This is a genomic window from Vibrio sp. LaRot3, from assembly GCF_027587025.1.
Lineage (GTDB): Bacteria > Pseudomonadota > Gammaproteobacteria > Enterobacterales > Vibrionaceae > Vibrio.
On record NZ_JAPPTI010000003.1, the window covers coordinates 224,013 to 249,307 of the forward strand.

The following is a 25,295-nucleotide window of genomic DNA, read 5'->3' on the forward strand; positions in this document are numbered from 1 at the left end:
CCGAGCAGGTAACGTTTGCTCGGCGAGGCATAGTACGAAATAAAATCTAGTACCGTTAACGGTTTTTTCTCACATTTTCGAAGTGCTCACAAACTTGCTCAATGGCGCGCACAGTTCGTGGGGTCGGGCGGTTCAGCCAGTCAGAGGTCAGTGTCCAAACATGGTCGTTTTGTAACGCTCGCAGTTGGTCATACCATGGTTGCCACATGGTGTTATTTTCGATTGCGTGACGAGAAGTGAAAATTACTTCAGGGTTTGCCAATAGCACTTGTTCTTGGCCAACTTGTGGGTAAGGGGCCGCGGCTTTTTCAAAAATGTTTTCACCACCACAAAAGCTGAATACCTCACTTGGCCATTTCCCCTGAGCCACCGTAATGATTGGTTTTTCGCTCAGTTGGTAGAAGTAGCTGACGGTATTATCCGTTTGGTAACGCTGCTTAAGGGCTAAAAGTTGCTGGCGAAACTGTTGTGCGTTTTTCTTACCCTGAGTTGGGTCATCCGCAAACTGACTCAGGTCTTCGATATTGCGCGCAATATCTTCCAGTGAGCGAGTATTGGTTTCATACATCTTAAAGCCAAATTGACGTAATTTTTCCAATTCTCTTGGTGGGTTGCCTGATGGCCAAGCAATGATTAGATCTGGTTGTAAAGCGATGATGCGCTCGACATTAATGCCTTTGTAATTGGCGATCTTTTCTAGTTGATTGGCGGCTGGTGGGTAATCACTGCGTTCACTCACGGCAATAAGCTTGTCACCAAGCCCTGCGGCAAAGGCCAGCTCAGTGGCAGAAGGGGCAAGGCTGATTACTCGCTCAAACGATTGCGCCAAAGAGGAAAAAGAAACCAAACTGCTGAACAACAGTAGAGAAAAACGGAACATTACAATCCTTGATAGATGAAGCCCATGATAAGGCTTTGAAGTACGAGCCAAACCCAAATTCGGCTGAGTAACAATTTACGGGTCTGATCTAAGTGAATCGCGGATGGGGCAATTCGTCCGCCTAATTTTGCGCGAACACTTTTCTTACCGTCATAAATGGCAGGGCCGCATAGGGATAACTCAAGTTTACTGCCGACAGTAACCAGAACCCAAGCAGGGCCGGGTAATGGCCATGATGCTGCTTGCTGTTTGAGCAGTTGCATTGTCGCTTTACTACGTTGACCAACCAACAGCATTAGCGCAAACAGTCGCAACGGAATGAAATCAAGCGCTGCTAAAGCGCGAATGGCTGGAATGCCAAATGGGCTAAATCGTTGACGGGAAGGTGACCAAGCACGAGCAAGTTCAATTGCCATTCGATACATAAAGGCACCAATGCCACCACCAATGGCATACCAAAACAGCACACCAACCACGTTACGGCTGTAACTCATGATAACGGTTTCTGTTGCTGCTTTACCTAGCCCCATCAAAGATAGGGTATCTGTTGAGCGGTTGATAAGCGGATCAATCAGTTGCTTGGCCGCTTGCTTATCCTCTTTGGCCAGCAGTTGACCAAATTGATTGGCAAACCTTTCAGTATTTCGCCAATCTAAAGCGAGAATAAGAAACGCGAGTTCAAACAATACCGGTTGCCAAACGAGGGTCTTTAGTGCGATTAACACAGCGAGCATTGGCGCTAACATAAGCAGCCAAGCTAATGAGCCAGAAAGCAGGCTTTGAGAATAACTGTTATTGTTATTTACTTTGCTTGCTAATAGCTCAGCAAATTTATGCCATAAAATGGCCGGATGGGCTTCTCGAGGGAAAGGGAGAATCGCCTGGCAAAGCAGCGCGCCCCAAAGAACAAGGAGTGCGCCGTTTGAATAAAACTGATGAAATAGTTCTTCCATGAGCGTAAGCAATTAAGCCTTCAACAGTTCAACCATTTTAATCACCATTTCTGATGAGCTCTTAGCAGCAAGAGGTAAGAACTCGTCAAAGCTCATGCTTGCTTCTTTGTCTGCTACGTCAGAAATCGCACGTACTACAACAAATGGTACTTGGAATTGGTGACAAGTTTGTGCAATCGCTGATGCTTCCATTTCTACTGCAATAACAGATGGGAAGTGCTTACGAATAAATGCTTGACGCTCAGCAGTACAAACAAACGCATCGCCAGTACAGATAAGACCACGTACCGCGTGCTTGTCTTCCATTTGTGCCAGTGCTTTTTCTGCCACGCCCATTAGGTTTGCATCAGCGATGAAAGCCGCTGGTTGCTGTGCCATTTGACCCATTTCGTAACCAAATGCCGTTACGTCAGCATCGTGGTGACGCACCTCGGTAGAGATAACCACATCACCAAGGTTTAGGCTTGAGTCAAAGCCACCCGCAGAACCTGTGTTAATGACTACATCAGGTTGGTACTCGTTAAGTAGGATTGTTGTGCCGACAGCAGCAGCCACTTTACCAATACCTGACTGAAGCAGAACAACGTCAACACCATTCAGTTGACCAGAAAAGAAAGTACAACCTGCTTTTTTCTCTTCTTGGCAGTTTTCGATAGCTTGTTTAAGGATGGAAACTTCTTGTTCCATTGCACCAATGATGCCGATTTTCATAGTGAGTCCTGTAAATATCAGATAGATCTGAACCCAGACGGTTGGGGCGCTCTTTTATGTATCAAATGAGCGGTGACTTCAACTGTTTGGGGTAGTTTGCATTGTTGCTAAGTGTACCAGAAATCATCGAACTGGAAACAGCTTGCTTAAGCGCTATACATCTCATATAATCCGCGCTTCGCGTAGCGGCTGAATCAGAGATCGGCTGCTACAACTTTAAACCTACTCTTATTAGGAGAGAATTATGTCTCTGAATGCAGAAACTAAAGCAGCAATCGTTGCAGAATACGCACAAGGCGAAGGCGACACTGGTTCACCAGAAGTTCAAGTAGCTCTACTTACAGCTTCTATCAACCACCTACAAGGTCACTTCAAAGCACACAAAGGCGATCACCACAGCCGTCGTGGTCTTCTACGTATGGTTTCTCGTCGTCGTAAGCTTCTAGATTACCTAAAAGGTAAGAACCTAGAGCGTTACCAAGACCTAATCAAGCGTCTAGGCCTACGTCGCTAATCAGCGGCTGCATAGAACAGTTTGTTTAAAAGGGGCTATATGCCCCTTTTTTGTATCTGAAATTCATAAATTGACAGTTCTATTAGTTATGTCCTTACTGAAAAGTAAGTGATCAATTGCCTTAAATAAAAATGCCAGTTCGCTAAGCGAACTGGCATTTTTTCTTTGGGGAAGGGGTAACAAGGTTAAGCGTTACTTAGGAACAGCTTAGCCAGTTCCGCATCTGCTAATACCCCTTTCACTGAAGCATTGCCGCTGTTCATCAGATCCTGCATCAGTCCAAGACGCAGATCGTTTGGCAGGAAGCCCAGCTTAAGAAACGCCTGCACATTGCCAATTTGAGCTGGTTTTAGCTTAATGCCACTGACTTTCAGATAGTGGTGGAGGCGGGTACACAGGGTGGCCAGAATATCGATTCGTGGTGCGGCACCGCCGGCGATGCGCTCAATTTGCGGAGCGATCTCCTTATCGAAGGATTTGGCCTCCACCATCGCCTGAGGCGAAACTAGCTTACTTAGGTTCTGTTCCACAAAGGCGATGAACGCGGCACAGGTGGTCTCATCCAAACAGGAGCGAGCAAGAATGTTCACTAGTGGCAGCTGAGACTTAAGATCCTCAATTGGCGCAATGGCTTGGAAGAACTGCACCAGAGAGCGAGGGGTGGTGCGCTCGCCGCTGACCAGCTCGGGGTAGGTCAACACAAAGTCGATGCCTCTAGGGTCAATGTTGGCACCTTCTGCCCACAATGCCCACGCTTTCGCATCAAACTCCATGGTGATGTGCATCATGCGAGTCAGCATAGCGTCGTCCATTGGTGTGACCGAATAGTCGCCACCATCTGGGTTTGCGGTAAGCACAATTTGCCAGCCTTCAGGCAGTGCCCAGCTGATGAGTTCATGGTTTTGCAGCAGCTGCATGATGCCTCGAAGGATGCGCTCGTCGGCGCGGTTAACGTCATCAATCAGTAGGATACCTGGGCCGGGTTCGGTCGGCACCCAGTGGGGAGCGGCAAATTGAGTTACGTTTTCTCCCTGTTCATTTTGGGTTACCTGAGGCATTCCCAACAGATCCCCCATCTCCTCAAACTGAGCTGGAGCAATGGTGCGCCACTGCATTCCTCTCTCTTTGGCGATCTGCTCCACCATCTGGGTTTTACCTATGCCGTGACGGCCCCAGATGCAGACAGGAACGCTGCGCTGACCTAATTTAGGTAGCAGATGCTCGATGAAGCTGCGCACTTCCGGCGCTTGGCAGGTTAAACCGTAGTAGCTGTAGTTGTGGCTATGTGTCATGAATGTCTCGTGCTGGTTTCGGTGATGGTATTGGTATCGGCCATGGGGATCACCCGACCACATTGGCGAAGAGGTGTGTTTTTTATCGAAGTTCTGTCGTTATGGATAAGCCACAGAATAGGTGCCCGCGCCGAAATCTCCGGCGGCGGCGCTTCACCATCGGTGAAGTAGATGGTGGCATCAACCCGCAGTCGATTGGCCATTTCAATGGGTGCGTCAAAGCTGGTGCCTCCGCGTCCACTGATCGCTTTCGGCGGTTCACCACGGTAACTGTATTGACTTTTAATCTCGGTATCGCATTCAACGATGGTGAGTTCGGCGCCGGCACGCCAGATATGGTGTAGCTCCTCAAAAAAACACTTGAGCTGTTGGTCATCGACACTGGCCGAAGTATCTATGGCGATCAGAATGTGTTGATGAGGCTGAATGCGGGTTCCGGGAGTGGTACCGTAGCGTTTCGAAGGTCGTCTTAGTGTGTTTTTTACTGAGGTGCGCCGAGCGCTAGAGGCGAACAACCTTAGTAGGCGACGCCAGTTAACTGTAGGGCGACGACGAGCAATGGCCTGGGCAAGTGCTTCCAGTACGCTTGCGGGCAAAAGGCCTCGCGCTCTGGTGTTTACTTGCTCGGTGCGTTGAGCGCTTTCCTCCAGCTTACTGTCTAGTTGCTGACTCACCAGAGAGCGATGAGCTTCATCGAGTTGGCCCAGTGCGTTCCAGCTTTGGTGCCCAAGCCCTGCGCCGTCAAAGCCCTGATTGCCCGGGAGTTGGTTGCTTTGGGGCAGTCTTTGGTAGTAGTAGCCCAGTTCGCGATGGGGCTCTAACTCTGGATGGCCGAGCCCTGTCAGCCACTGGTTTACCCGTTCGAGAGTTGGGGCATTTGGCGCCAATTGGTCAGGGCTGAGATATTGATTTACCACTAGATCGGCCGCCAGATCAAAACGGGCTGAGTCTGCGTATTGGTGGCGGCCGAAGGGATGCCCTAATACTAAGTGCAGAGCTTCATGTTTTAGTGCCCCCAGCTGTTGAGACTCACTCAATGCGCCCCAAGGTACAAAGTGGCATATGAACTGAATGTTACTGTTTTCTTTGAGCTTTATCTCAAGAGGAGCGGTTCCTTCGTCGTCTCGCTCTAGGGTAGCCTTATGAAAACTACTCAGATAATGGCCGTAAAAGGGCTCATTGAGCATCAGTTTGACTAGGATTCGTGATAGATTGGCGTTGTTTATAGCGTGAACCAGATTAACTATATGATTTAACATGAATTATCCATATAATGCTCAGGTGGTCAATCCACGTTCGATTTTAATAGTAAGAGCTTTAGGAGCATTTCGTTGAAAGCGATGGCTGGTGATTTTAACGTAAAGCCCGGTACGCGCAGTAATCGTACACAGACGAAACCTCGCAGTACTCATCTAGAAACCTATCCACCATGCTCGACTGAGCGAATAAATTTCTGTTGCCACTCTGCGTTTCGAAGTTGAACCTAATCGAATTTTAGAGGTGATTCACGTTAGTCACCCTTGTTGCCGTGCCTTTGTCGCGTCCCCACCCAGAACAGAACCGTAAGGAGGCTCCATGCAGAGTGTGGAACTGGAAGATTATAATCACGACTCCCTGTTGGAATCAGTACACCTTGATGTCGAGCATTTGTTTTATGATAGTGATGAGCCGATGGAGAGCTGGCAGCAGCTCAGCCGAGCCTTCCCTCGGTTGCGTAAGCTGACCTTTGAGGAGCTTGGCCGCGTGGGTGGTCGCAAAGAGATCAATGCGGAGTTTTTCCAGCAGTTCCCTAACTTGTCTGAACTGGAGATGCCGACTCGAAGTCGCGATAAGTTGTCGGTGAGATTGGAGAACGTCAATCCAGAGCACCTGGCCAATTTGGAAAAACTAAAACTGAGCCAATGCCGCGATGAGGATCTGGCGCTGCTCTCAAGCCTGCCAAAATTAACCGAGCTGACAGTGCGCCTATACCAGTCCAGCGTTAAGGTTGCCATCAGTGACCAATCCTCTTTGAAGGTACTTAAGGTGGGGCTGGAGTCTCAGGTGAGTGCGCTTAGTTGTGATCTTGAGAACAGCCAACTGACCTCCGTAGTTTTGGGGCAACTGGATTACTATGATGATGGCCCGGCGGCTCTGTCTGTGAATCAGCTTTGTTTGCCAAGCTCACTGCAAGAGTTCACCTTAGATGCCCATTGTGTCGGCAAACTGCCCGGCTCTATCTTAGGTGCCAACCAAAATTTAAACCAGTTAACTCTGAATCTGGGCTCCGCTGAGCTTGCGGAGGATCTTCTTGGTGAACTTAAGGAGTTGAATCGACTTACTCTGACCTTAACCGAGCCGACACCGCCTTTGCCTCCGGCGCTGTTTGCCAAGCTGACTCGGGCTACTAAGTTTGAACTTAAGTGCGAACAGACCCAGATTCCAGGGCTACTGCTGCCTCATGGGATGGTGGTGGAGGATTTTAATTACCGCAATGCCAGTGGGACGCTAGAGCAAGCCAATGAGTTGGTACTGCCAAAGCTGACCAGAGCGTGGGTTTTTGGCTTAAACGGCGATCAACTGGATTGGTTGGCTCACAGCCCAAAACTGAACGACTGTAATTTTTTACTAAAGGGCATAGTGTCGCAGATGCCTGAGCTGCCGGAGCTTACCAGTTTGACCCTGCGAGGGGGAGAACTGGAGCAGCTACCGGCGTCGGTACTGAGCAGTAGCACCATTGAGCGTCTGAACTTGCTCTCAGTTACCTTGCCTCGACTGGGGGACATGAGTCAGATGACCGCTCTTGCTGACGTATGGATTCAGCCTTGGCGTCATGAGCAAGCATCATTGCCAGATCAGCAGGACTTGGTCACCATTCCCGCACTAGAATCGCTGCGCCTAGACATCGAACTGAACCAGTTTGATCCCGCCTGGATCAACTTAAATACGGAGTTGAAACTAGACATCAGCAGTGAAAAATTGGCGGCGGAGTGGCAGATCTTAAAGCGCTCTCACTTAAGTGATGAGGAGTCTTTGGGCTACCTGAATATCTTGGCTACTGTGTATAAGCCCGCTGAGCTGCCAACGATGCCGGCTAATTTCCATTTGACGATGATGGCGGCTAAGTACAACCGCTTTAAAGCGCAGCACAAAGCGTGGCTAAGCCAATTGGCTCAGCACAATCAGCAGCAGAGACCTTTTGGTGCCGACAGTATTTTGTTTGTTTCCGGACGCAGTGGCTTTAAAGCTACTGAACTCAAAGCTAAAGCCGAGGAAGTGGGCTTTAGCCTCAGCAAGAAACTGGATGACAAGGTCACTCACATTTTGTTGGGCAGCGCACCTAAGAACACCGAGAGTTTCGATCTTGATCGCCACGCCATCATTGATGATTCGGTGCTGCAGCAGTGCTTCGAAGCTAACGCGCCTAAGTTTCTGCAGCAGCAGGGCGGCGAATCGATGGAGGCCAGTGTATTGGAGATGTTGGCCTCTCCCGATGAAGCATCCCACAAGGTTGCCGTACAGATGTTGGAACAGGGCGGGGTGACCGAAGCGATGCGCCTGCCGCTGTTCCTTATTTTGAAAACCACTGCCGACAATGGCTTTCGTAAGCAGATCAAACATCTGCTGGCGGGCATGGGGGATGAAGCTTTCCAACTGGCGGTGAACGATCGCATCCTGTTTCACAACTGCCGCGGCCTCGACGATTATGGCAACCTTAAGGGGCAGGGCGTGATGGTCGATAAGCTTAAGAAGCAGCGCAGAAAGTGGGGCGACGTGTTGTGCATGGAGTTTGCGCAGTTGTTCTTTAGGCGTTATGGCGAAGGCCTTATTTACGTGATGCTGCAAAAGACCCCAGCTGAGCTGCGTTTGTCGATGCTGGAATCACTGGTTGAGGGTGATTGTCTTAACTGGCGTCGAGGCATGGGGATGGATCAGATTCAGGAGTTCTGGAACAGGGAATCCCAGATTAACTTGCACTGGCATCCGATGTTCTATCTCAATAGAGATAACCTACTGGGCGCAGTGAAAGTCGAGATTCCAAAGGAGTTGGCCAACGGGCGTACTATTCGTCGTCTGGATCTGGGCAACTGCCTATTGAGTACGCTGCCAAAAGGTGCCGACCAATTTACCGAGATCACCAGTTTAAGCTTGGTCCACAACATGTTGGACTCCCTGCCGAGCGCAATGACTAAGTTCACCCAGCTTGAGGAGCTGGATCTCTCCTTTAACCACTTCCGTGAATTTCCCAAGGTGTTATTGAAGATGCCTTGGCTGAAGAAGCTCGATTTTCGTCGTGCCACTCGTCCAGGACTGGATGATGATTATGGCTCGCACTATCACAAATTGCGTGTGCCGCAGGCATTTTTAGAAGCCTGCCCAGAGTGCGAAGTGCTTCAGGATTAATGAATTAGGATACAATTTTCGATGACAAAAAAAGCTTCTTTGTATGACTATGATCTGGAACAGTTGGAACATATCCACCCGGACGTCACCAATCTGCGTTACCGCGTGAGTGAAGTTGCCCCTGACTGGAACAAGATCGGTCGAGCTTTCCCCAACGTTGAAGAGCTCTATTTCGGTAGCTATCTGGAGCCTCTGCGCCCCATTGATGCCGAGATGTTCAGGGCGTTTCCTAATCTCAAGATTCTCAACTGCGAAAACAATCCGCTGGAGCTTTCCGATGTTAAGCCTGAGATGGTTAAAAACCTTAAGGCGATTCGGGGAGCGGTGGTTACCCAAGCCAACCAATTGGGTTATCTCAAACACTGTCAGGCTCTCACCAAGCTCTACCTTGAGGTGGAGAAGGGACCTTTGGTTTTGGAGCTGCCTGAAGGAAGCCGCCTCCAATCGTTACATCTGCGGGTAGATGAAGTTGAACGACTGGCCTTAAACCTCTCTGGGGCCAAGGAGCTGAAGGAGCTACACCTCTATTGTCGCCACTACAATGGTGAGTCTTACAAGATGCAGGTAGAGCAATTGCTGCTGCCCGACTCAATTAAGAAGATCTCTATTTCTCCCCATTGCCAGATGCAGATAGAGCGAATTATCGATGCTGGAAACGCTGAACTTGATGAGATACGACTGGAGGCCGATAAGTTAATTGTGGCTCCCGGGGGCTTGATTCGAGCTAAATCTGTGAAGGAGCTACACCTAAATGTGGGATTAAATGGCACTGAGGTTGCCAGTGATCTCTTTTGCCAACTGGGCAGCGCTGAGCGTTTGATGTTCCTGCCTCACAACGCCAGTTATAACTTGACGGAACTGGTAGCGCCGCTGCAATCCTTAACTTCAATCTATCTGTTCTCAGAGGGCAAAGGAGTGGTTGGTGATCTTAATTTGCCGTACTTGGAGCACCTGTTTGCCACCGGTGTGCCATTTACGCAACTGGACGGCCTGAAAAACTCACCACAGCTGACTCAATTGGAGCTGCGTGACTCGGGAGAGTTGGGCGAGGCTAAGGTGCTTAGCGCGCTAACCAAATTGGATTATTTACAGCTGGAAGGTTTTACCGATGTAGAGCTGCCGTTAACATTGCGTCAGCATTCCGGCATTACTCGGCTTCGAGTGAGCAACGGACCTACCGAGCAACTTGGGGATCTGAGTGCCATGACCGGCGTCACCGAGATTAGAATCGAGCAGTTTAGCCATCATGGTCCGTGCACAACATTGCCTGCATTGGATCAACTGCTGACCGCACCGTCGCTAAATCGTCTGGCTCTTGACCTAACGGCACAAAGCGGCGATCGCACCGACTTCTTGATGCGAATGCCTCCAGAGATTGAGGTGGAGTTTGGCATCTACGACCAAGTGGCTCGTAGTGAAGCCCTCAACAAACAGCGGAAGATTTTGCTTAATGCCCCGCTAACTCTTGAGCAGCGCCAAACATATTGGCAACAGCTGTATCATGCGCCAAAACCAAGAGACCTTCCTCAGATGGAGGGACGCTTCCATTTGACCTTCCTTGAGGCGAAGTACTCTCCATTTAAGAAACATGCCCACGCCTGGTTGAGGGCCAACGCCGAGCAGGCGTTAACTCGTCGGGCCTTAGGTAGCGATACTGTGCTGTTTGTATGCGGTAAGAGTGGGTTTAAGGTCACTGAGCTCAAGGCCAAGGCCGAGGAGCTGGGCTTTAGCATCAGCAAGAAGTTGACCGACAGTGTGACCCACGTGTTGGTTGGCGCCAATCCGAAGCAGACCGAGCTGCTGGATCTGCAGCATCATCTGTTGATCGACGATACTGCCCTAAGCCAGTGGTTTGAGCAGGCGGCGCCGCAGTTTTTGCAGCAGGAGCAAGCCATAGACAGCGGTATGGTTGATACCGTGATGACGATGCTGAACTCCCCAGATGAAGCCTCCCATCAAGTGGCGGTGGAGATGTTAGCTCAAGGGGGCGTCACTGAAGTGATGTGGATGCCGCTGTTCCTGATTCTGAAAACCACCAGCGATAAAGCACTGCGTAAATCGATACAGCAATTGTTGGCAGGCAAGGGGGACGACCTGTTCCAGTTGGCGGTAAAAGATCGCATCTTCTTCGAGGCGGATCTGCGAGGTTTGAACTGGGAGGGCCACCCAACCGGTGAAGGGCCGATGTTTAAGAAGCTCAAGGGCTTGACTAAACGTTGGGGACGTCCTCTGTGTATCGATTTCTCCAAAGCCTACTTTGACCGCTATGGCGAGGGTCTGTTGTGGTTGCTGACTCAGAAAGAGGAGTGTGAGCGCCGCCAAGCCATTACCCGCTCGTTTGTGGAAGGGGAGTGCCTCAACTGGAATAGAGCTTGTGGCTTTGAGTTGGTGCTGGAAGGTGCCGATGAGGAGCATTTGACCAATTGCCATCGCTCCCCTGACATCTACATGCAGAACAGCTATGAGTTAGGTAGTCCGAAGACTCGCTTACCGGAAGCGCTGCCAGCGCAGACGCGGATCACTGAGCTTGACCTGCACAACTCCTACTTGAATGCGCTGCCTGCTAATTTTGAACGCTACTTGCAGGTGAAGAAGTTCAACTTGAGCTTCAATCATTTGGAAAAGTTGCCGCCGAAATTGGCTGAGCTAACTGAGTTGGAGGAGCTGGATCTCTCCTTTAACCACTTTACTGAGTTTCCCAAGGTGCTGTTCAAGCTAAAAAAACTGAAGAAGCTCGACTTGCGTCGTGCGGCAGAGCCTCTGTACCGCTGGGGCTATGACGCAGAGCAGGGCTATGAGTCGATAAGGGCTCCGCAAAAATTCCGCGATGCGTTCCCTGACTGTGAAATTCTAGAGGACGCCTAAGGGCAAAGTGGTGTGCTTTAAATTGATACTAAGATAAAAATTCTTAAAGTCACGTGGATGCGACATATGAAAAGCAATAATGATGGTCATTGTTTCGCTTTCAGATATTCGCCCTTTGCGGTCCCTTTTGCGTTGACCAGTTTCAACAAATTCTACGGGATTTAACCCTCGAACTAGTCTATAATCGTGCCGCTATTTTCGTAACCTTGCGATAGGTTTCGGAATAGCGGCATTTTTGTCCACTAACTACAGTCACGTAAGTCGACCAAATGGTCGCGGCTATTAAAAGTTGGTTAGCTTTTTATTGGTCTTTCTTTTGACAAGGCTCAATGGGAGGTGAGGTAGCCTGCTTTCACTAGTCGCGATTGGTAGTGGTGGATTCACTCAAAATCCAACAAGGAATTTTCATGTTCGAAAAACCAGTTGTTAAAACGTTCCAGTACGGTAACCACACGGTTACTCTAGAAACTGGCGTTATTGCGCGTCAAGCTACGGCTGCAGTTATGGTAACTATGGACGATACATCTGTATTCGTTTCTGTAGTTGGCAAAAAAGAAGCAGTAGAAGGTCAAGACTTCTTCCCGCTAACAGTAAACTACCAAGAGCGTACTTACGCTGCTGGTAAAATCCCTGGTGGCTTCTTCAAGCGTGAAGGTCGTCCATCTGAAGGTGAGACACTAACGGCTCGTCTAATCGACCGTCCAATCCGTCCACTTTTCCCAGACGCATTCAAAAACGAAGTACAAGTTATCGCGACAGTAATGTCTGTTAACCCTGACGTTCAACCAGACATGGTTACAATGATCGGTACTTCTGCAGCACTAGCTATCTCTGGTATCCCGTTCAACGGTCCTATCGGTGCAGCACGTGTTGGTCACATCGATGGTCAATTAGTACTTAACCCAAGCAACACTGAGCTAGAGACTTCTAAGCTTGACCTTGTTGTTTCAGGTACTGAAGGCGCTGTTCTTATGGTTGAATCAGAAGCTGACAACCTAACTGAAGAAGAGATGCTATCAGCCGTTGTATTTGGTCACGAGCAACAGCAAGTTGTTATCAACGCAATCAACGAATTCGCTGCTGAAGTTGCTACTCCAGCATGGGATTGGGTTGCGCCTGCTGAAAACACAGCGCTTGTTACTAAGATTGCTGAGCTAGCGGAAGCTAAGCTAGTTGATGCTTACAAAATCACTGAAAAGATGGCTCGTTACGACCGCATCCACGAGATTGCAGCTGAAGTTAACGAAGCACTTCTAGCAGAAGATGAAGAGCTGAACCTAAAAGAAGTTCACACTATCTTCCACGATTTAGAGAAGACAGTTGTACGTCGCAGCATCATCGCGGGCAACCCACGTATCGATGGCCGTGAAAAAGACATGGTTCGTGCGCTAGACGTTCGTACTGGTGTTCTTCCTCGTACTCATGGTTCTTCACTATTCACTCGTGGTGAAACTCAGGCTATCGTTACAGCGACTCTTGGCACACAACGTGACGCTCAAATCATCGACGAGCTAACAGGTGAGCGTAAAGATCACTTCCTACTACACTACAACTTCCCTCCATACTGTGTAGGCGAAACTGGTTTTGTAGGTTCTCCTAAGCGTCGTGAAATCGGCCACGGTAAACTAGCTAAGCGTGGTATTGCTGCAGTAATGCCATCTGTAGATGAGTTCCCATACACAGTTCGTGTAGTATCAGAAATCACAGAATCTAACGGTTCTTCTTCAATGGCTTCTGTATGTGGTACGTCTCTAGCGCTTATGGATGCTGGTGTTCCAATCAAGTCTTCTGTTGCGGGTATCGCAATGGGTCTTGTTAAAGAAGGCGACGACTTCGTTGTTCTTTCTGACATCCTTGGTGACGAAGACCACCTAGGTGACATGGACTTTAAAGTAGCAGGTACTAACACTGGTATCACTGCACTTCAAATGGACATCAAGATCGAAGGTATCACTAAAGAGATCATGCAAATTGCTCTTAACCAAGCGCAAGGTGCACGTAAGCACATCCTATCTGTAATGGATGAAGCTATCTCTGGTGCTCGTGAAGATATCTCTGAGTTTGCTCCTCGCATTCACACTATGAAGATCAGCGCTGAGAAGATCAAAGACGTTATCGGTAAAGGTGGTGCAGTTATCCGTGCTCTAACTGAAGAGACTGGTACAACTATCGAAATTGAAGACGACGGCACAATCAAGATTGCTGCAACTGAAGGTACAGCTGCGAAAGAAGCAATTCGTCGTATCGAAGAGATCACTGCTGAAGTTGAAGTAGGCCGTATCTACACAGGTAAAGTTGCACGTCTAGCGGACTTTGGTGCATTCGTTACTATCCTTCCTGGTAAAGATGGTCTAGTACACATCTCTCAAATCGCTGACAAGCGTGTAGAGAAAGTATCTGACTACCTTGCTGAAGGCCAAGAAGTTCAAGTTAAAGTGCTTGAAATCGACCGTCAAGGCCGTGTTCGTCTAAGCATGAAAGAAGCGGTAGAGAAAACTGAAGCTGCAGACGAAAAACCTGCTGCTGAATAATTCTCAGATTAGCGTGTAACGCTAAAAGCATGATATAAAGGGAGCCTCGCGCTCCCTTTTTTAATGCGCAATGAATCGGTTAATTTATCGGCTTAACGTGGTAGCCAGACAAAGAGACAACGGATACTCAGTTTGGGTATACACTGTAAAGTGGATAATAGGAGTAGATATACGTGAAATGGTTTCAAACCGTAACGCTTAGCTTGAGTATTTTGGTTGCGACGGGTTGTGCATCAACCAAGGATAGCCAGCAGCAGTGGCTATACCCACCAATGGCAGTGCCGTTGCAAGCCAGTGTGCAGCAGGAAGTGCAAATTGCTCGCTTGAGCCAACTATTGCAACGTCCAAACCTCCCTGATGAAGTAAGAGCGAAGATGCTGTTTGAGCGTGGTAATTACTACGACAGTGTTGGTTTAAGGGATCTTGCGCGTTTAGACTACAATCACTCTCTAAAGCTCAATCCGGCTCAGCCAGATGTCTTTAACCTGCTAGGTGTCTACCTTACTCAAGTCGGTGAGTTTGATGCCGCTTATGAAGCGTTTGATTCAACCCTCGATTTAGATCCAACTAACTCATATTCAGTGCGCAATCGCGCTATTGCACTTTATTACGGTGACCGTATCGATCTTGCTTTGGAAGATATGGAAAAACACTTTGCAGAAGATCCAACCGATCCATTCCGTGCGCTTTGGTTGTATTTGATCAAGTTAGAGAAAGATCCGGTTGCTGCGCGTGAGCAGTTGATGGCGCTTTATCAGCAGCGTGACGATCAATGGGGCTGGGTATTGGTCGCTATCTCATTGAACCAAATTTCAGAAGAACAAACGTTTAAAGCGATTTTAGCTGGAACTCGTGATAATACGGTACTCGCACAGCGCTTAACGGAAACTTACTTTTATCTAGGTAAGCGCTATCAAAAAGAAGGCGATTACGCTCGAGCTATTTCTATGTATAAGCTAGCGATTTCCTTTAATGTCTTTGAATACGTTGAGCACAGATATTCGTTTTTGGAGTTAACTCGTATCTTTAATCAAGTGAAAGAAGAGCAGTTAGCGAAAGCAAAATTAGAGCAGAAAACGCAGTAGTGATACCAACGCAATTGACATAAACCGCCGCAAGGCGGTTTTTTATTGCGTATGATTAAAAAATGGCTAAAATAGTTAGCCTTGCTAACTAAGTTGAAGCGCAATGCAATTAGAACAAAGTTTAATTAGCCTAGAACGTTTTTGTTCCAAGGCGTGGCGAGTGCATGCCAAAGAAGATCCTATGTGTCAGCTCAGCTTTAACGAGTTTGATTACCTAAAGGTGATTCAGCAATACCCGCAAGGGGTCAGAATTACCGATCTAGCGCAAGAGCTTGAAGTGACCAAGCCATCCGCCTCAAATATGGTGGTTCGATTGGAAAAGAAAGGTCTAGTAAGACGCGTTGCGTGCAGTGAAGATGCGCGTGCTAAGCGGGTTATATTGACCGAAAAAGTGATTAAGGATCTGTCACTTGAACAAGTGGTGTATAAACAGATCGCTAACGATCTGAATGCCAATCTCTCGGAGCAAGAAGCTCAATCTCTAGTTCAACTGCTCAACAAAGCACTGAAGTAAAAATTTGCCGTTTTAGTTAGCTTTGCTAACTATTTTATTCAATCGCTTAGATTGATTATCGTTTGGTAAGAAGAATGCAAAAGTCGATATACAAACAATTTTGGAGCTATGCGATCCCAACGGTTGCCGCGATGCTGGTCAACGGTTTATATCAGGTGGTCGATGGTATTTTCATTGGGCGCTACGTGGGGGCAGATGGCTTAGCGGGTATTAATGTCGCATGGCCGGTGATTGGCTCTATTCTCGGTATTGGTATGCTGGTGGGCGTAGGTACTGGCGCGCTTGCTTCAATTAAGCAAGGCGAGAAAAACTTAGCTGCTGCGAAACATATTCTGGCAACGGGCTTGTTATTATTGCTCGCTTTGACGCCTGTAGTGTCGGGAGCGCTGTTTTTATTTGCTGATGATTTTCTGCTTTGGCAGGGGGCGACCGGACGTGTGTTTGAGTTAGGCGCTCAGTATCTGCATATTTTGATCATCGCCAGTGTGTTTACGTTAGGCTCGATTGCGATGCCATTTTTACTGCGTAATGACGACAGCCCAAATCTGGCCACATTGCTGATGGTGATTGGCGCAGTGATAAACATCGTATTGGATTACCTGTTTATTGCTCACTTGCAATGGGAGTTGCAGGGCGCAGCTATCGCAACTGCGATTGCGCAGATGGTGGTAACTGGGCTTGGTTTGGCTTACTTCTTCTCTAGCCGAGCGAAGCTACGTCTAAGTATCGATGATTTACGTATTAACTGGTCTGTCGTGCCACAGATCTTTGTGATTGGTGTATCGAGTTTCTTCATGTATGCCTATGGCTCTATGATGGTGGCGCTACATAACTCATTGTTTGCTCAATATGGTAGCTCAGTGTTGATTGGTGCTTATGCCATCCTTGGCTATATCGTAACGGTCTACTACCTCACAGCGGAAGGTATTGCTAATGGTATGCAGCCGTTAGTCAGTTATAACCATGGCGCTAAAAACAATGAGAATATCCTGAAGTTGTTAAAAGTGGCGATGGGTGTTGCAGTGCTCGGTGGTGTTGCGTTTGTTGTGTTGTTGAACCTTTTCCCACGTGAGTTCGTGGCGGTATTCAACAATCAAGATGAAGCGTTAATTGAGAATGCTATTTTAGGTTTGAGACTGCACATGTTTGCGCTGTTCTTAGATGGTTTCTTAGTGGTGGCAGGAGCTTACTATCAAGCGGTGAATCGCGGTGGTAAAGCGATGTTCGTGACCATTGGTAACATGGCAGTGCAATTACCATTCTTGTGGTTAATGCCAAAACTGTTTGGAATTAACGGTATTTGGATTGCATTCCCGCTATCCAACATTGCACTAAGTTTGGTGGTGATTGTTATGCTGATAAAGGACGTGCGACGCCATCAAATGCCAGAGTTAGCGGCGCAGCAAGCGTAATACTCTCGCTCAATAAAAACTAAAAGGGCTCAATTGAGCCCTTTTGTGTATATCGGCGTTTAAATTGGCTTAGATGCTTTTAACCTCTAAACCCGCTAAGCGATGCCAGTAACCGTTACACTGACGATCAAGTGCGCTTACAGGACTGTTGCCTTGTTCATTAGCGCGGAATTTTTCGATTTCAGAGAAAGTCTCAACACCTAATGGACTCAAGCGAACCACATCGACCAAACCTTGCATGCTTGGCAGATCGTTGACTAAGTTGTAACAGTAGCCAGATTGAGTTTGAATGCCATTAAGGTTAAACACCTCTTGGCCCTCTTGGCTTCGCACTTGAATACCGGTTGGGTATTTAATACAGCAGGTTTCACAGTCATCTTTTGCTTTGTCTTCTGCGCGAGCTGTAAAACAGCGAGCAGAGTAGGCAAGGGGTAGATAACCATGGCTAAACACCTCTACTTCAAATTTGTTGCGAATACCGATCTCATCGCACTGAGTCAGCACATTGCTCAACCATTCACGAGAAAGTTCAACAGGCATACACCAACGTGTCATCCCTTGTTTTAGGAATAGGTTTAGCGTGTGGGCGTTGTAAGTGTTGACGGCAGGGCCAACCACAAACGGCACTTTATGTTCATGGGCAAGTTGAATCGCAGATACGTCATTCGCTTCGATAGAGAAGTCACCATTGTCGATGTACTTCTTCATTACGTTAACTTCGCTTGGCGCTTCAAGCAAAGCCATGGTTGAAAGCACCACTTGCTTGCCGTTGTCTGCCAGTTGTTTAGCAATATCAAACCAATGGGCAGCTTTCATTTCACGGCGCTTTGAACAAACCGTCTCACCCAAATAGATAATATCGGCAGAGCTGTCTTGCGCCTGCTGGTAGAAACCTTCTACGTCTTGCTTTGGCCAAAAGTAAAGCAGTGGGCCTAATGCATATTTCATTGTCTTACTCTCTGCTTTATTGCCATTTACGGTGGTAAGCACCCAAGGTAGTTTGTGTACCTTCGGAGACATTGGCTAAGGTAGCATCCCATGCTGCTTCCACTCGGTAAGCCTCTGGGTTAGCTAAGTAGCGATCAATGGCTGCGCGCCATGTTCGAGTGACTTGCTCTACGTAAGCAGGACTGCGTTGGCGACCTTCAATCTTCACTGAGGCAACATTAGCTGCAAACAACTCAGGCAGAAGCGACAGAGTATTCAAGCTCGTTGGCTCTTCCAGTGCGTGGTATGGCTTTTCGCCCCCTTCGAGGTCTGAGGTAAAACGACCTTTACATAGGGTAGGGTAGCCCGCGTTTTCACCTTGGTTATAACGATCAATCAAAATATCGTTAAGGCGAGATTCTAGACCTTTATCGGTTTCTTGCCAGCGAACGTATTTAGCTGGAGAACAAGCACCAACCGTGTTTGGTGATTCACCAGTCATGTATGACGATAGGTAACAACGACCTTCCGCCATGATGCATAGGCTGCCAAAAGCAAACACTTCTAGCTCAACATCACTGGTCATATTACGTGATAACTGTTTTACCTGATGAATCGAAAGTACGCGTGGCAAGACAACGCGTTTAACGTTGAAATTATTTTTGTAAAAGTCGATAGCGGCTACGTTGGTCGCCGAAGCTTGCACGGATAGGTGCAGCTCTAAGTTAGGGTATTTACGCGCAGCGTATTCTAATACCGCGATATCCGCCACGATAAGAGCATCCACGCCGACATCTGCAGCGCGATCGACAGCGTTAGTCCAACGCTCAAAGCCATCAGGATGAGCGAACGTGTTCAACGCAACGTGAATTTTTTTATTATGGTCATGAACGTACTGGACTGCTTTATCGAGTTTTTTACCAGTGAAGTTCAAGCCAGCGAAATGGCGAGCATTGGTATCATCTTTAAAGCCGATGTACACCGCGTCTGCTCCGCAATCTATCGCTGTTTTCAATGCAGGTAAGTTACCTGCTGGGCATAGAAGTTCCATTGCTCTACTAAACCAATTGCTTTCATAGTTGCCTCGCATTTTATGAAGAATTATGAATGGCAAATTTGATGTAAGGCAGGTTTGAGTGAGTTAACTAGCAATTAACTCCAATGGAGTAGGTTTTTGAGGACGTGTTATAGGTGTGTTAGTTCTTATGTCGGCGATTTTGCACAAACAGCTCTTCGACTTCTTGTTTTGGCTGTGGGCGATAGAAGTGGAAGCCTTGAATTGAGTTACAGTTGAGGTTGGAAAGCAGTGTTGCTTGTTGTTGAGTCTCAACACCCTCAGCAACTACGGTGAGGTTTAGTGATTTACCAAGATTAATGATGTTTTCAATCACCGTCACCTGCTTCGGTAGCGTGTCGATTTCATTGATAAACGCGCGGTCGATTTTAAGCTCATCTAACGGGAAGCGCGCAAGGTAAGAAAGTGATGAGTACCCTGTACCAAAATCGTCAATGGACAGCGAGAAGCCTAACTTTTTAATCGCGTTAAGCATTTGCAGCGTGTGGTCGCTGTCACTCATTACTGCGCTTTCTGTTAACTCAAACGTAATGCAGCTAGGGTCTAACTCCGTAGTACGCAGGAGCTTTTCCATGTAGTCGATAAGTTTTGGGTTACCAAACTGTTCTGGCGATAGGTTGATGGCAACACGTCCCGGTAAAATACCTTGGATTTTCCAACGTTTGACCGTGTTGAAAACTTCACGCATGACCACGCGGCCTAAATGTTCGATTAGACCCGCACGCTCAGCAACAGGGATGAAGGCTCCCGGGCTGATGTAGCCTTCGACTGGGTGTTTCCAACGAATCAGTGCTTCTGCGCCATTAATGCTGAAATCACGGGCGTTCACTTTTGGTTGGTACCAAACCTCAAGGCCGTTTTGTTGCAGCGCTTTTTGTAGTTCGATTTCAAGCCATAGACGCATGCGCGCTTCTTTGTTCATCTGATCGTTAAACTTAATCAGACGGTTGCGGCCGCGATCTTTTGCTTCGTACATGGCGGTGTCGGCATTTTGCAGTAGGATACGTGCATCATTGCCATCGCCCGGATAAGCCACACTACCAATTGAGCAAGCAAGGCGCTTACTGAAGTGGTGTAAATCGAAAGGTTGGTTAATGAGTGAAATGATTCTATCTGACAGCATCTCAACCATGCGGTTGTTTTCTGGCTCAGGCAAGATCAAACCAAACTCATCTCCTCCTAAATGCCCTAATACCGCCTGTTGCGGCAGAAGACGTTTAAGACGAGAAGAGACTTCTTTAATGACTTTGTCGCCAATATGGTGACCCAGTGAGTCATTGATGTTCTTAAAGTTGTCGATATCAAGATAGAGCATGATTAAAGGCGTTTCGTTCTTAATCAATTGCTCTAGGCGCTTAGTAAAACCAAAGCGGTTGTATGTGCCTGTCAGTGAGTCGATATTGGCATCTTCCACTGTGCCAGCAGTAGTTGGTGCGGCGTTTTGCTCAGCATCTTGGATCAAGACAATCTGAGAATCACTGCCCAAAATAACGGCGCTGTCTGCTTTTAGCTGCACCTTGCGTTCAAATCCACAGCGGGGGCCCGTTAGACAGACAAAAGGTGAATTTTGCAGGAGCAAGCTCAGCTTGTTGTTGAATACAGTCTTGGTCTTTTCATCAATGAACAAGCGAGTTAAATCTTCGCCTAATAAATCTGCGGAAGATTCAAAACCGAGAAGGCGCACAGCGGCTGGGTTTGCGGATAAGATGCAATCATCTTCAACCAACAACAAACCATCAGGAAGCAGGGCGGTCAGTGTGCTGAACTTACTTTCAGACTCTTCTAATGAGCGGACTAAAATTTGTTTTTCTGACGTATCAATCGCGTGAAGAACAACAAATTGGATTTTGCCGTCAAGTTCGATAGGAGAAAGACTGCAATGGAAGCAGGTTTCTAAATCAATTTCATCAAGCGTAATTTCAGCTTCAAGATGTTCGCCTGAGAAAGCGCGCTGATAGTAAGGTTTGAGGTGTGAATAAAACTGCTCACCAAGGATTTGGCTATCATTCATGCCGATCAGTTCATCATTGGTCAGCCCGGCGATTTCACAATAGCGATCATTAACCATGACATAGTTATGTTGGCTATCCAAAATGGCGGAAAAAAACGGACCGTGGGCCGTGATTTTTTTAAACCAATGCTGTAGTTGTTGCGATGGCATCAGAGGTGTACCAATTCTCCATATGGCTGACACAAAACATCTTAGCAGTTGTTATGTAGCGAATGGCCTACTATAACTGCGATTGTAGTGACTTTAAAGAGTTGTTGTCATTACGTCATTTTTTGATACATAACAGGTATCGTCCGTGATTCATCGCTTATGATGAACATCTCTTTTTACAAAGTAACGGATAACCCGCGTGATTAACAAGATTCGCACTCAATTAGTTCAAAATGCAGCATCAATTTTGCGATCTCCAGTCCACTTATTGCCTCAGTCTGTACAAAAAAAAGCCTTGCTAGATAGCTTGAAAATGGTTTTTAAAGAGGCTTTAGAAGATGGCGATTTTGAGTTCCTTGAAGACAAGTGGTTGAAAGTTGAAGTAAAAGATATGAAATTGCATTGGTATATCAGCTACGAAGACGACAAGCTGATTGTTGCTGATGGCGAGGTAGAAGAAGACGTGTCATTTAGCGGTAACTTAAATGACTTAGTGCTGATTGCCGGTCGTAAAGAAGATCCAGATACTTTGTTCTTCCAGCGTCGCCTTTCTATTGAAGGGGATACCGAGCTAGGTCTTGAAGTGAAGAACCTAATGGACAGCGTAGACCTTGAACTTCTGCCAAAGCCGTTACAAATGCTACTAAATCAACTAGCCGATTTTGTTCATAAGGGCGTACAATCCCCAGTGATACAAAATGAGGTAGCGAATGCTTATACGAACTGAAGCTCCAGCAGATATTCTGGTTATTGATGGCCTATTAAAATCTGCATTTGAGACAGAAGCTGAAGCCAATCTGGTGATGAAGCTGCGTGAAAACAGCCATTTAACTCTATCCCTTGTCGCCTGTACTGATGAAGGTGAAGTGGTTGGTCACGCGATGTTTAGTCCAGTCACTCTCGAAGGTGAAGACTTAAACTGGCAAGGCCTAGCACCAGTGGCTGTGAAAGAAGAATACCGCAAGCAAGGTATTGCCGATAAATTGATTCGTGAAGGTTTATCTTCACTGTTTGAGTTTGGTTACCCAGCTTGTGTTGTACTTGGCGACCCAAGTTACTACGGCCGCTTTGGTTTTGAAGCTGCTGAAAGTAAGCAAATGCGCTGTGAGTGGGATGTCCCAGCGGGCGCTTTCCAAGTACTGGCAATGGCAGAAGGTGAATTTGACCAACGCCAAGGATTAATCCAATACTGCCCTGAGTTCTCAGAGCTATAGTTCTGGATCTTTACAGAGTAATCATCGCGTAAAAGGGGCTGGTGCCCCTTTTTTGTTGGCCACTCCTTTGTGTTAGGATAGCCCGCATATCAACAGACTGTTTAAGACGAAATTTTACCCATGCAAAATGATGAGATCGCTTACTTACAGCAAATGGGTATTGATGCCTATCAGCTTGCTCATCCCCAGCGTTTAGCTGGCTATCAAGCACCTGCAATTGAGCTACCAAGTGAATGTAAATTGTTGTTAGTGTCGCCTGATTTACCACAAGGTGAAAGTGCGGAACTGTTTGAGCGTGTGCTAAAGAGTATGAAGCTTTCTCTCCAGCAAGCATTACACTTATTTCCGGAGCAGTTACCTCAGTTAAGTGCGGATCAAATTGAGTGGTTATGGTTTGCAGGTTGCGAGTCGAATGGCGATATTCAAGCGAAGGTGCTTACCTCTCCTCAATTGAGCGAGATTGAAGGTAACACTCAATATCGTAAAGCTCTTTGGCAGCAAATCTGTTCTTACAACTAGGTTTTAGAACCCAAATGTCATTACAACTTATTCCTTTAGCTGAATCCCATCTTGATACGATTTGGCAAATAGAGCAGTCGGCTCACTCTCACCCTTGGTCACAATCAATGATTCGCGACGTCAACAGTCGTGGCGCTTGCCATCATGTTTTGTTTGATGATGAAGTGCTGGTGGGGTATTTCTACGCGCAGAACATCGTGGGAGAAGTGACGTTACTCAACGTAGCGGTGGATCCAAGTCAGCAAGGCAAGGGCTACGGTAAAGTATTACTCGAGCATTTCCTCAGCATGTGTGAGCAAGCAAAAGCGGAAAGCGCTTGGCTTGAAGTACGTGAAAGTAATCAAGTTGCTTTTGGCTTGTATGAGTCGACAGGCTTTAATGAAGTAGACCGTCGCCGTCACTATTACCCAACGGCTAACGGCAAAGAAGACGCCATCATCATGAGTTTTCTGTTCCTATAGAGAAACAGCCTCGACTTCTGTATAATCCGCACTCAAATTTCAAGGGCAGTATTGTGTTTACTGCCCTTTTTACGCTTTAAGATCATCAAAGGGCGGTTATGTCTTTCCTACAAGAAGTTAGCAAGCGCAGAACGTTTGCGATTATCTCTCACCCGGATGCGGGTAAAACCACAATTACTGAAAAAGTTCTGTTATTCGGAAACGCGATCCAAAAAGCGGGTACTGTAAAAGGCCGTGGTTCTAACCAGCACGCGAAGTCGGACTGGATGGAGATGGAAAAAGAGCGTGGTATCTCGGTAACGACCTCTGTAATGCAGTTCCCATACAATGACTGCCTTGTAAACCTTCTTGATACTCCGGGACACGAAGACTTCTCAGAAGATACCTACCGTACACTAACGGCCGTTGACTCATGCTTGATGGTGATCGACGCAGCGAAAGGTGTCGAGGATCGTACTCGTAAACTGATGGAAGTTACGCGTCTACGTGACACGCCAATCGTAACGTTTATGAACAAACTTGACCGTGACGTTCGTGATCCAATGGAAGTAATGGATGAAGTTGAAAGCGAACTGGGCATGTCTTGCGCGCCAATCACATGGCCTATCGGCTGTGGTAAAGAATTTAAAGGTGTGTACCACATTCACCGCGATGAGACGATTCTGTACGAATCAGGCCACGGCCATGAGATTCAAGAAGTTCGCATCATTAAAGGTCTAGACAACCCAGAGCTTGATGAAAAAGTGGGTGCAGATCTGGCTGAAAGCGTGCGTGAAGAGCTAGAGCTAGTGATCGGTGCTTGTCCAGAGTTTGATCACGAACTTTTCCTAGCCGGTGAACTAACGCCAGTTTACTTCGGTACAGCACTAGGTAACTTTGGTGTTGACCATATGCTTGATGGCTTAACAGAGTGGGCGCCAGCGCCACAAACTCGTAAAGCGGTTGAGCGTGATGTCGAAGCAAACGAAGAAGAGTTTTCGGGCTTCGTTTTCAAAATCCAAGCGAACATGGATCCAAAGCACCGCGACCGTATTGCTTTCATGCGTATCGTATCAGGTACATACAGCCAAGGTATGAAGATGAACCACGTTCGTACAGGTAAAAAAGTGAGTATATCTGACGCAGTTACCTTTATGGCGGGTGATCGTGCGCGTGCCGAAAAAGCATACGCAGGTGACATCATTGGTCTTCATAACCACGGTACAATTCAGATTGGTGATACTTTCACTCAAGGTGAAAACCTTAAGTTCTCAGGTATTCCAAACTTTGCGCCAGAACTGTTCCGTCGTATTCGCCTAAAAGATCCTCTAAAGCAGAAACAGCTACTAAAAGGCTTAGTTCAGCTTTCAGAAGAAGGTGCCGTACAGGTATTCCGTCCGCTACAAAACAACGACCTAATCGTAGGTGCAGTAGGTGTGCTTCAGTTTGATGTGGTTGTTGCTCGCTTGAAAGCAGAATACAACGTAGAAGCCATCTACGAAGGTGTAAACGTGGCGACAGCGCGTTGGGTAGAGTGTGGTGATGCGAAGAAACTGGACGAGTTCCAACGTAAGAACCAGTCAAACCTAGCACTAGATGGTGGCGATAACCTAACGTACATTGCACCAACTATGGTTAATTTGAACTTAGCATCGGAGCGATTCCCAGACGTAGAGTTCCGCGCGACTCGCGAACACTAATCTTCGTTGTATTTGGTGTGATAACTGTGTTGACTTCGTTAACTCACACCAATCACATAGGTAAACTATGTTCATGGCGATGAGTTATCTCGTCGCCTTGTTCTGACACCAACTACTTA

General features: G+C 47.3%; 20 protein-coding genes and 1 pseudogene. 12 read left to right on the top strand and 9 right to left on the bottom strand.

The features are described 5' to 3' along the window. Nucleotides 1–55: 55 nt before the first annotated feature. From btuF to mtnN, 3 genes are read right to left on the bottom strand one after another with little or no spacing between them, the layout of a single operon-like run. Complete coding sequence (gene btuF / locus OH461_RS09920) at nucleotides 56–880, bottom strand: vitamin B12 ABC transporter substrate-binding protein BtuF (protein WP_270020457.1); 825 nt, start codon at nucleotides 878–880, stop codon at nucleotides 56–58. Next, entirely contained in the window at nucleotides 880–1,833 is a 954-nt protein-coding gene (locus tag OH461_RS09925; protein ID WP_270020458.1) for a cobalamin biosynthesis family protein, read from the bottom strand. The genes btuF and OH461_RS09925 overlap by 1 nt, the downstream gene beginning before the upstream one ends. 12 nt (nucleotides 1,834–1,845) lie before the next feature. Next, on the bottom strand, nucleotides 1,846–2,544 hold the full coding sequence (gene mtnN / locus OH461_RS09930; RefSeq protein WP_270020459.1) for a 5'-methylthioadenosine/S-adenosylhomocysteine nucleosidase: 699 nt from the start codon (nucleotides 2,542–2,544) through the stop codon (nucleotides 1,846–1,848). A 244-nt stretch (nucleotides 2,545–2,788) separates the two neighbouring features. Between mtnN and rpsO the strand changes: the two genes are divergently transcribed. Continuing rightward, nucleotides 2,789–3,058 (top strand): 30S ribosomal protein S15, encoded by a 270-nt coding sequence (gene rpsO / locus OH461_RS09935; RefSeq protein WP_070972367.1) that lies wholly within the window; start codon nucleotides 2,789–2,791, stop codon nucleotides 3,056–3,058. A 185-nt stretch (nucleotides 3,059–3,243) separates the two neighbouring features. On the opposite strand, the gene OH461_RS09940 is transcribed toward rpsO, so the two are convergent. Both OH461_RS09940 and OH461_RS09945 read right to left on the bottom strand, forming a co-directional pair. After that, entirely contained in the window at nucleotides 3,244–4,413 is a 1,170-nt protein-coding gene (locus OH461_RS09940; RefSeq protein WP_333482222.1) for an ATP-binding protein, read from the bottom strand. After that, entirely contained in the window at nucleotides 4,347–5,609 is a 1,263-nt protein-coding gene (locus OH461_RS09945) for a vWA domain-containing protein (RefSeq protein WP_270020461.1), read from the bottom strand. Before OH461_RS09945 ends, OH461_RS09940 begins: the two co-directional genes overlap by 67 nt. Nucleotides 5,610–5,925: 316 nt before the next feature. Between OH461_RS09945 and OH461_RS09950 the strand changes: the two genes are divergently transcribed. Together OH461_RS09950 and OH461_RS09955 are read left to right on the top strand one after the other, a co-directional pair. After that, on the top strand, nucleotides 5,926–8,733 hold the full coding sequence (locus OH461_RS09950; protein ID WP_270020462.1) for a leucine-rich repeat domain-containing protein: 2,808 nt from the start codon (nucleotides 5,926–5,928) through the stop codon (nucleotides 8,731–8,733). A gap of 21 nt (nucleotides 8,734–8,754) precedes the next feature. Continuing rightward, a complete protein-coding gene (locus OH461_RS09955; protein WP_270020463.1) occupies nucleotides 8,755–11,598 on the top strand; it encodes a BRCT domain-containing protein in 2,844 nt (947 codons plus the stop codon). Nucleotides 11,599–11,610: 12 nt separating this feature from the next. Here the strand turns inward: OH461_RS09955 and OH461_RS09960 are convergent. After that, nucleotides 11,611–11,745, bottom strand: a pseudogene (locus OH461_RS09960) (IS982 family transposase); the annotation flags it as partial. A gap of 260 nt (nucleotides 11,746–12,005) precedes the next feature. Between OH461_RS09960 and pnp the strand changes: the two are divergent. The 4 genes from pnp to OH461_RS09980 all read left to right on the top strand — a co-directional run bounded on the left by pnp (nucleotide 12,006) and on the right by OH461_RS09980 (nucleotide 17,140). After that, the gene (gene pnp, locus OH461_RS09965) at nucleotides 12,006–14,129 is read left to right on the top strand and encodes a polyribonucleotide nucleotidyltransferase (protein ID WP_270020464.1); all 2,124 of its coding nucleotides are present in this window, start codon (nucleotides 12,006–12,008) and stop codon (nucleotides 14,127–14,129) included. A 173-nt stretch (nucleotides 14,130–14,302) separates the two neighbouring features. Next, nucleotides 14,303–15,214: a lipoprotein NlpI gene (gene nlpI / locus OH461_RS09970; RefSeq protein WP_270020465.1), complete on the top strand. Its 912-nt coding sequence runs from the start codon at nucleotides 14,303–14,305 to the stop codon at nucleotides 15,212–15,214. 103 nt (nucleotides 15,215–15,317) lie between these two features. After that, nucleotides 15,318–15,728, top strand: coding sequence for a MarR family winged helix-turn-helix transcriptional regulator (locus OH461_RS09975; protein ID WP_270020466.1), 411 nt, complete (start codon nucleotides 15,318–15,320; stop codon nucleotides 15,726–15,728). Between the two features lie 74 nt (nucleotides 15,729–15,802). Next, the gene (locus OH461_RS09980; protein WP_270020467.1) at nucleotides 15,803–17,140 is read left to right on the top strand and encodes an MATE family efflux transporter; all 1,338 of its coding nucleotides are present in this window, start codon (nucleotides 15,803–15,805) and stop codon (nucleotides 17,138–17,140) included. Nucleotides 17,141–17,209: 69 nt separating this feature from the next. Here OH461_RS09980 and OH461_RS09985 read toward each other — a convergent pair whose 3' ends face one another. From OH461_RS09985 to OH461_RS09995, 3 genes are all read right to left on the bottom strand, one after another. Then, nucleotides 17,210–18,088 carry a U32 family peptidase gene (locus OH461_RS09985; protein WP_270020468.1) on the bottom strand — a complete coding sequence of 293 codons (879 nt, stop codon included), beginning with the start codon at nucleotides 18,086–18,088 and terminating at the stop codon, nucleotides 17,210–17,212. Between the two features lie 16 nt (nucleotides 18,089–18,104). After that, entirely contained in the window at nucleotides 18,105–19,118 is a 1,014-nt protein-coding gene (gene ubiU / locus OH461_RS09990; RefSeq protein ID WP_270020469.1) for a ubiquinone anaerobic biosynthesis protein UbiU, read from the bottom strand. A gap of 145 nt (nucleotides 19,119–19,263) precedes the next feature. After that, nucleotides 19,264–21,303, bottom strand: a complete 2,040-nt coding sequence (locus tag OH461_RS09995; RefSeq protein WP_270020568.1) for a bifunctional diguanylate cyclase/phosphodiesterase — start codon at nucleotides 21,301–21,303, stop codon at nucleotides 19,264–19,266. A 199-nt stretch (nucleotides 21,304–21,502) separates the two neighbouring features. Here OH461_RS09995 and ubiT point away from each other — a divergent pair, with 199 nt between their 5' ends. The 5 genes from ubiT (at nucleotide 21,503) to prfC (ending at nucleotide 25,176) form a co-directional block, all read left to right on the top strand. Then, on the top strand, nucleotides 21,503–22,030 hold the full coding sequence (gene ubiT / locus OH461_RS10000; RefSeq protein ID WP_270020470.1) for a ubiquinone anaerobic biosynthesis accessory factor UbiT: 528 nt from the start codon (nucleotides 21,503–21,505) through the stop codon (nucleotides 22,028–22,030). Then, nucleotides 22,014–22,517, top strand: coding sequence for a GNAT family N-acetyltransferase (locus OH461_RS10005; protein ID WP_270020471.1), 504 nt, complete (start codon nucleotides 22,014–22,016; stop codon nucleotides 22,515–22,517). The genes ubiT and OH461_RS10005 overlap by 17 nt, the downstream gene beginning before the upstream one ends. 120 nt (nucleotides 22,518–22,637) lie before the next feature. Continuing rightward, a complete protein-coding gene (locus tag OH461_RS10010) occupies nucleotides 22,638–23,036 on the top strand; it encodes a DNA polymerase III subunit psi (RefSeq protein WP_270020472.1) in 399 nt (132 codons plus the stop codon). Nucleotides 23,037–23,050: 14 nt separating this feature from the next. Further along, nucleotides 23,051–23,497: a ribosomal protein S18-alanine N-acetyltransferase gene (rimI, locus tag OH461_RS10015; protein ID WP_270020473.1), complete on the top strand. Its 447-nt coding sequence runs from the start codon at nucleotides 23,051–23,053 to the stop codon at nucleotides 23,495–23,497. A 98-nt stretch (nucleotides 23,498–23,595) separates the two neighbouring features. Continuing rightward, nucleotides 23,596–25,176, top strand: a complete 1,581-nt coding sequence (prfC, locus tag OH461_RS10020; RefSeq protein ID WP_270020474.1) for a peptide chain release factor 3 — start codon at nucleotides 23,596–23,598, stop codon at nucleotides 25,174–25,176. Nucleotides 25,177–25,295 lie beyond the last annotated feature (119 nt).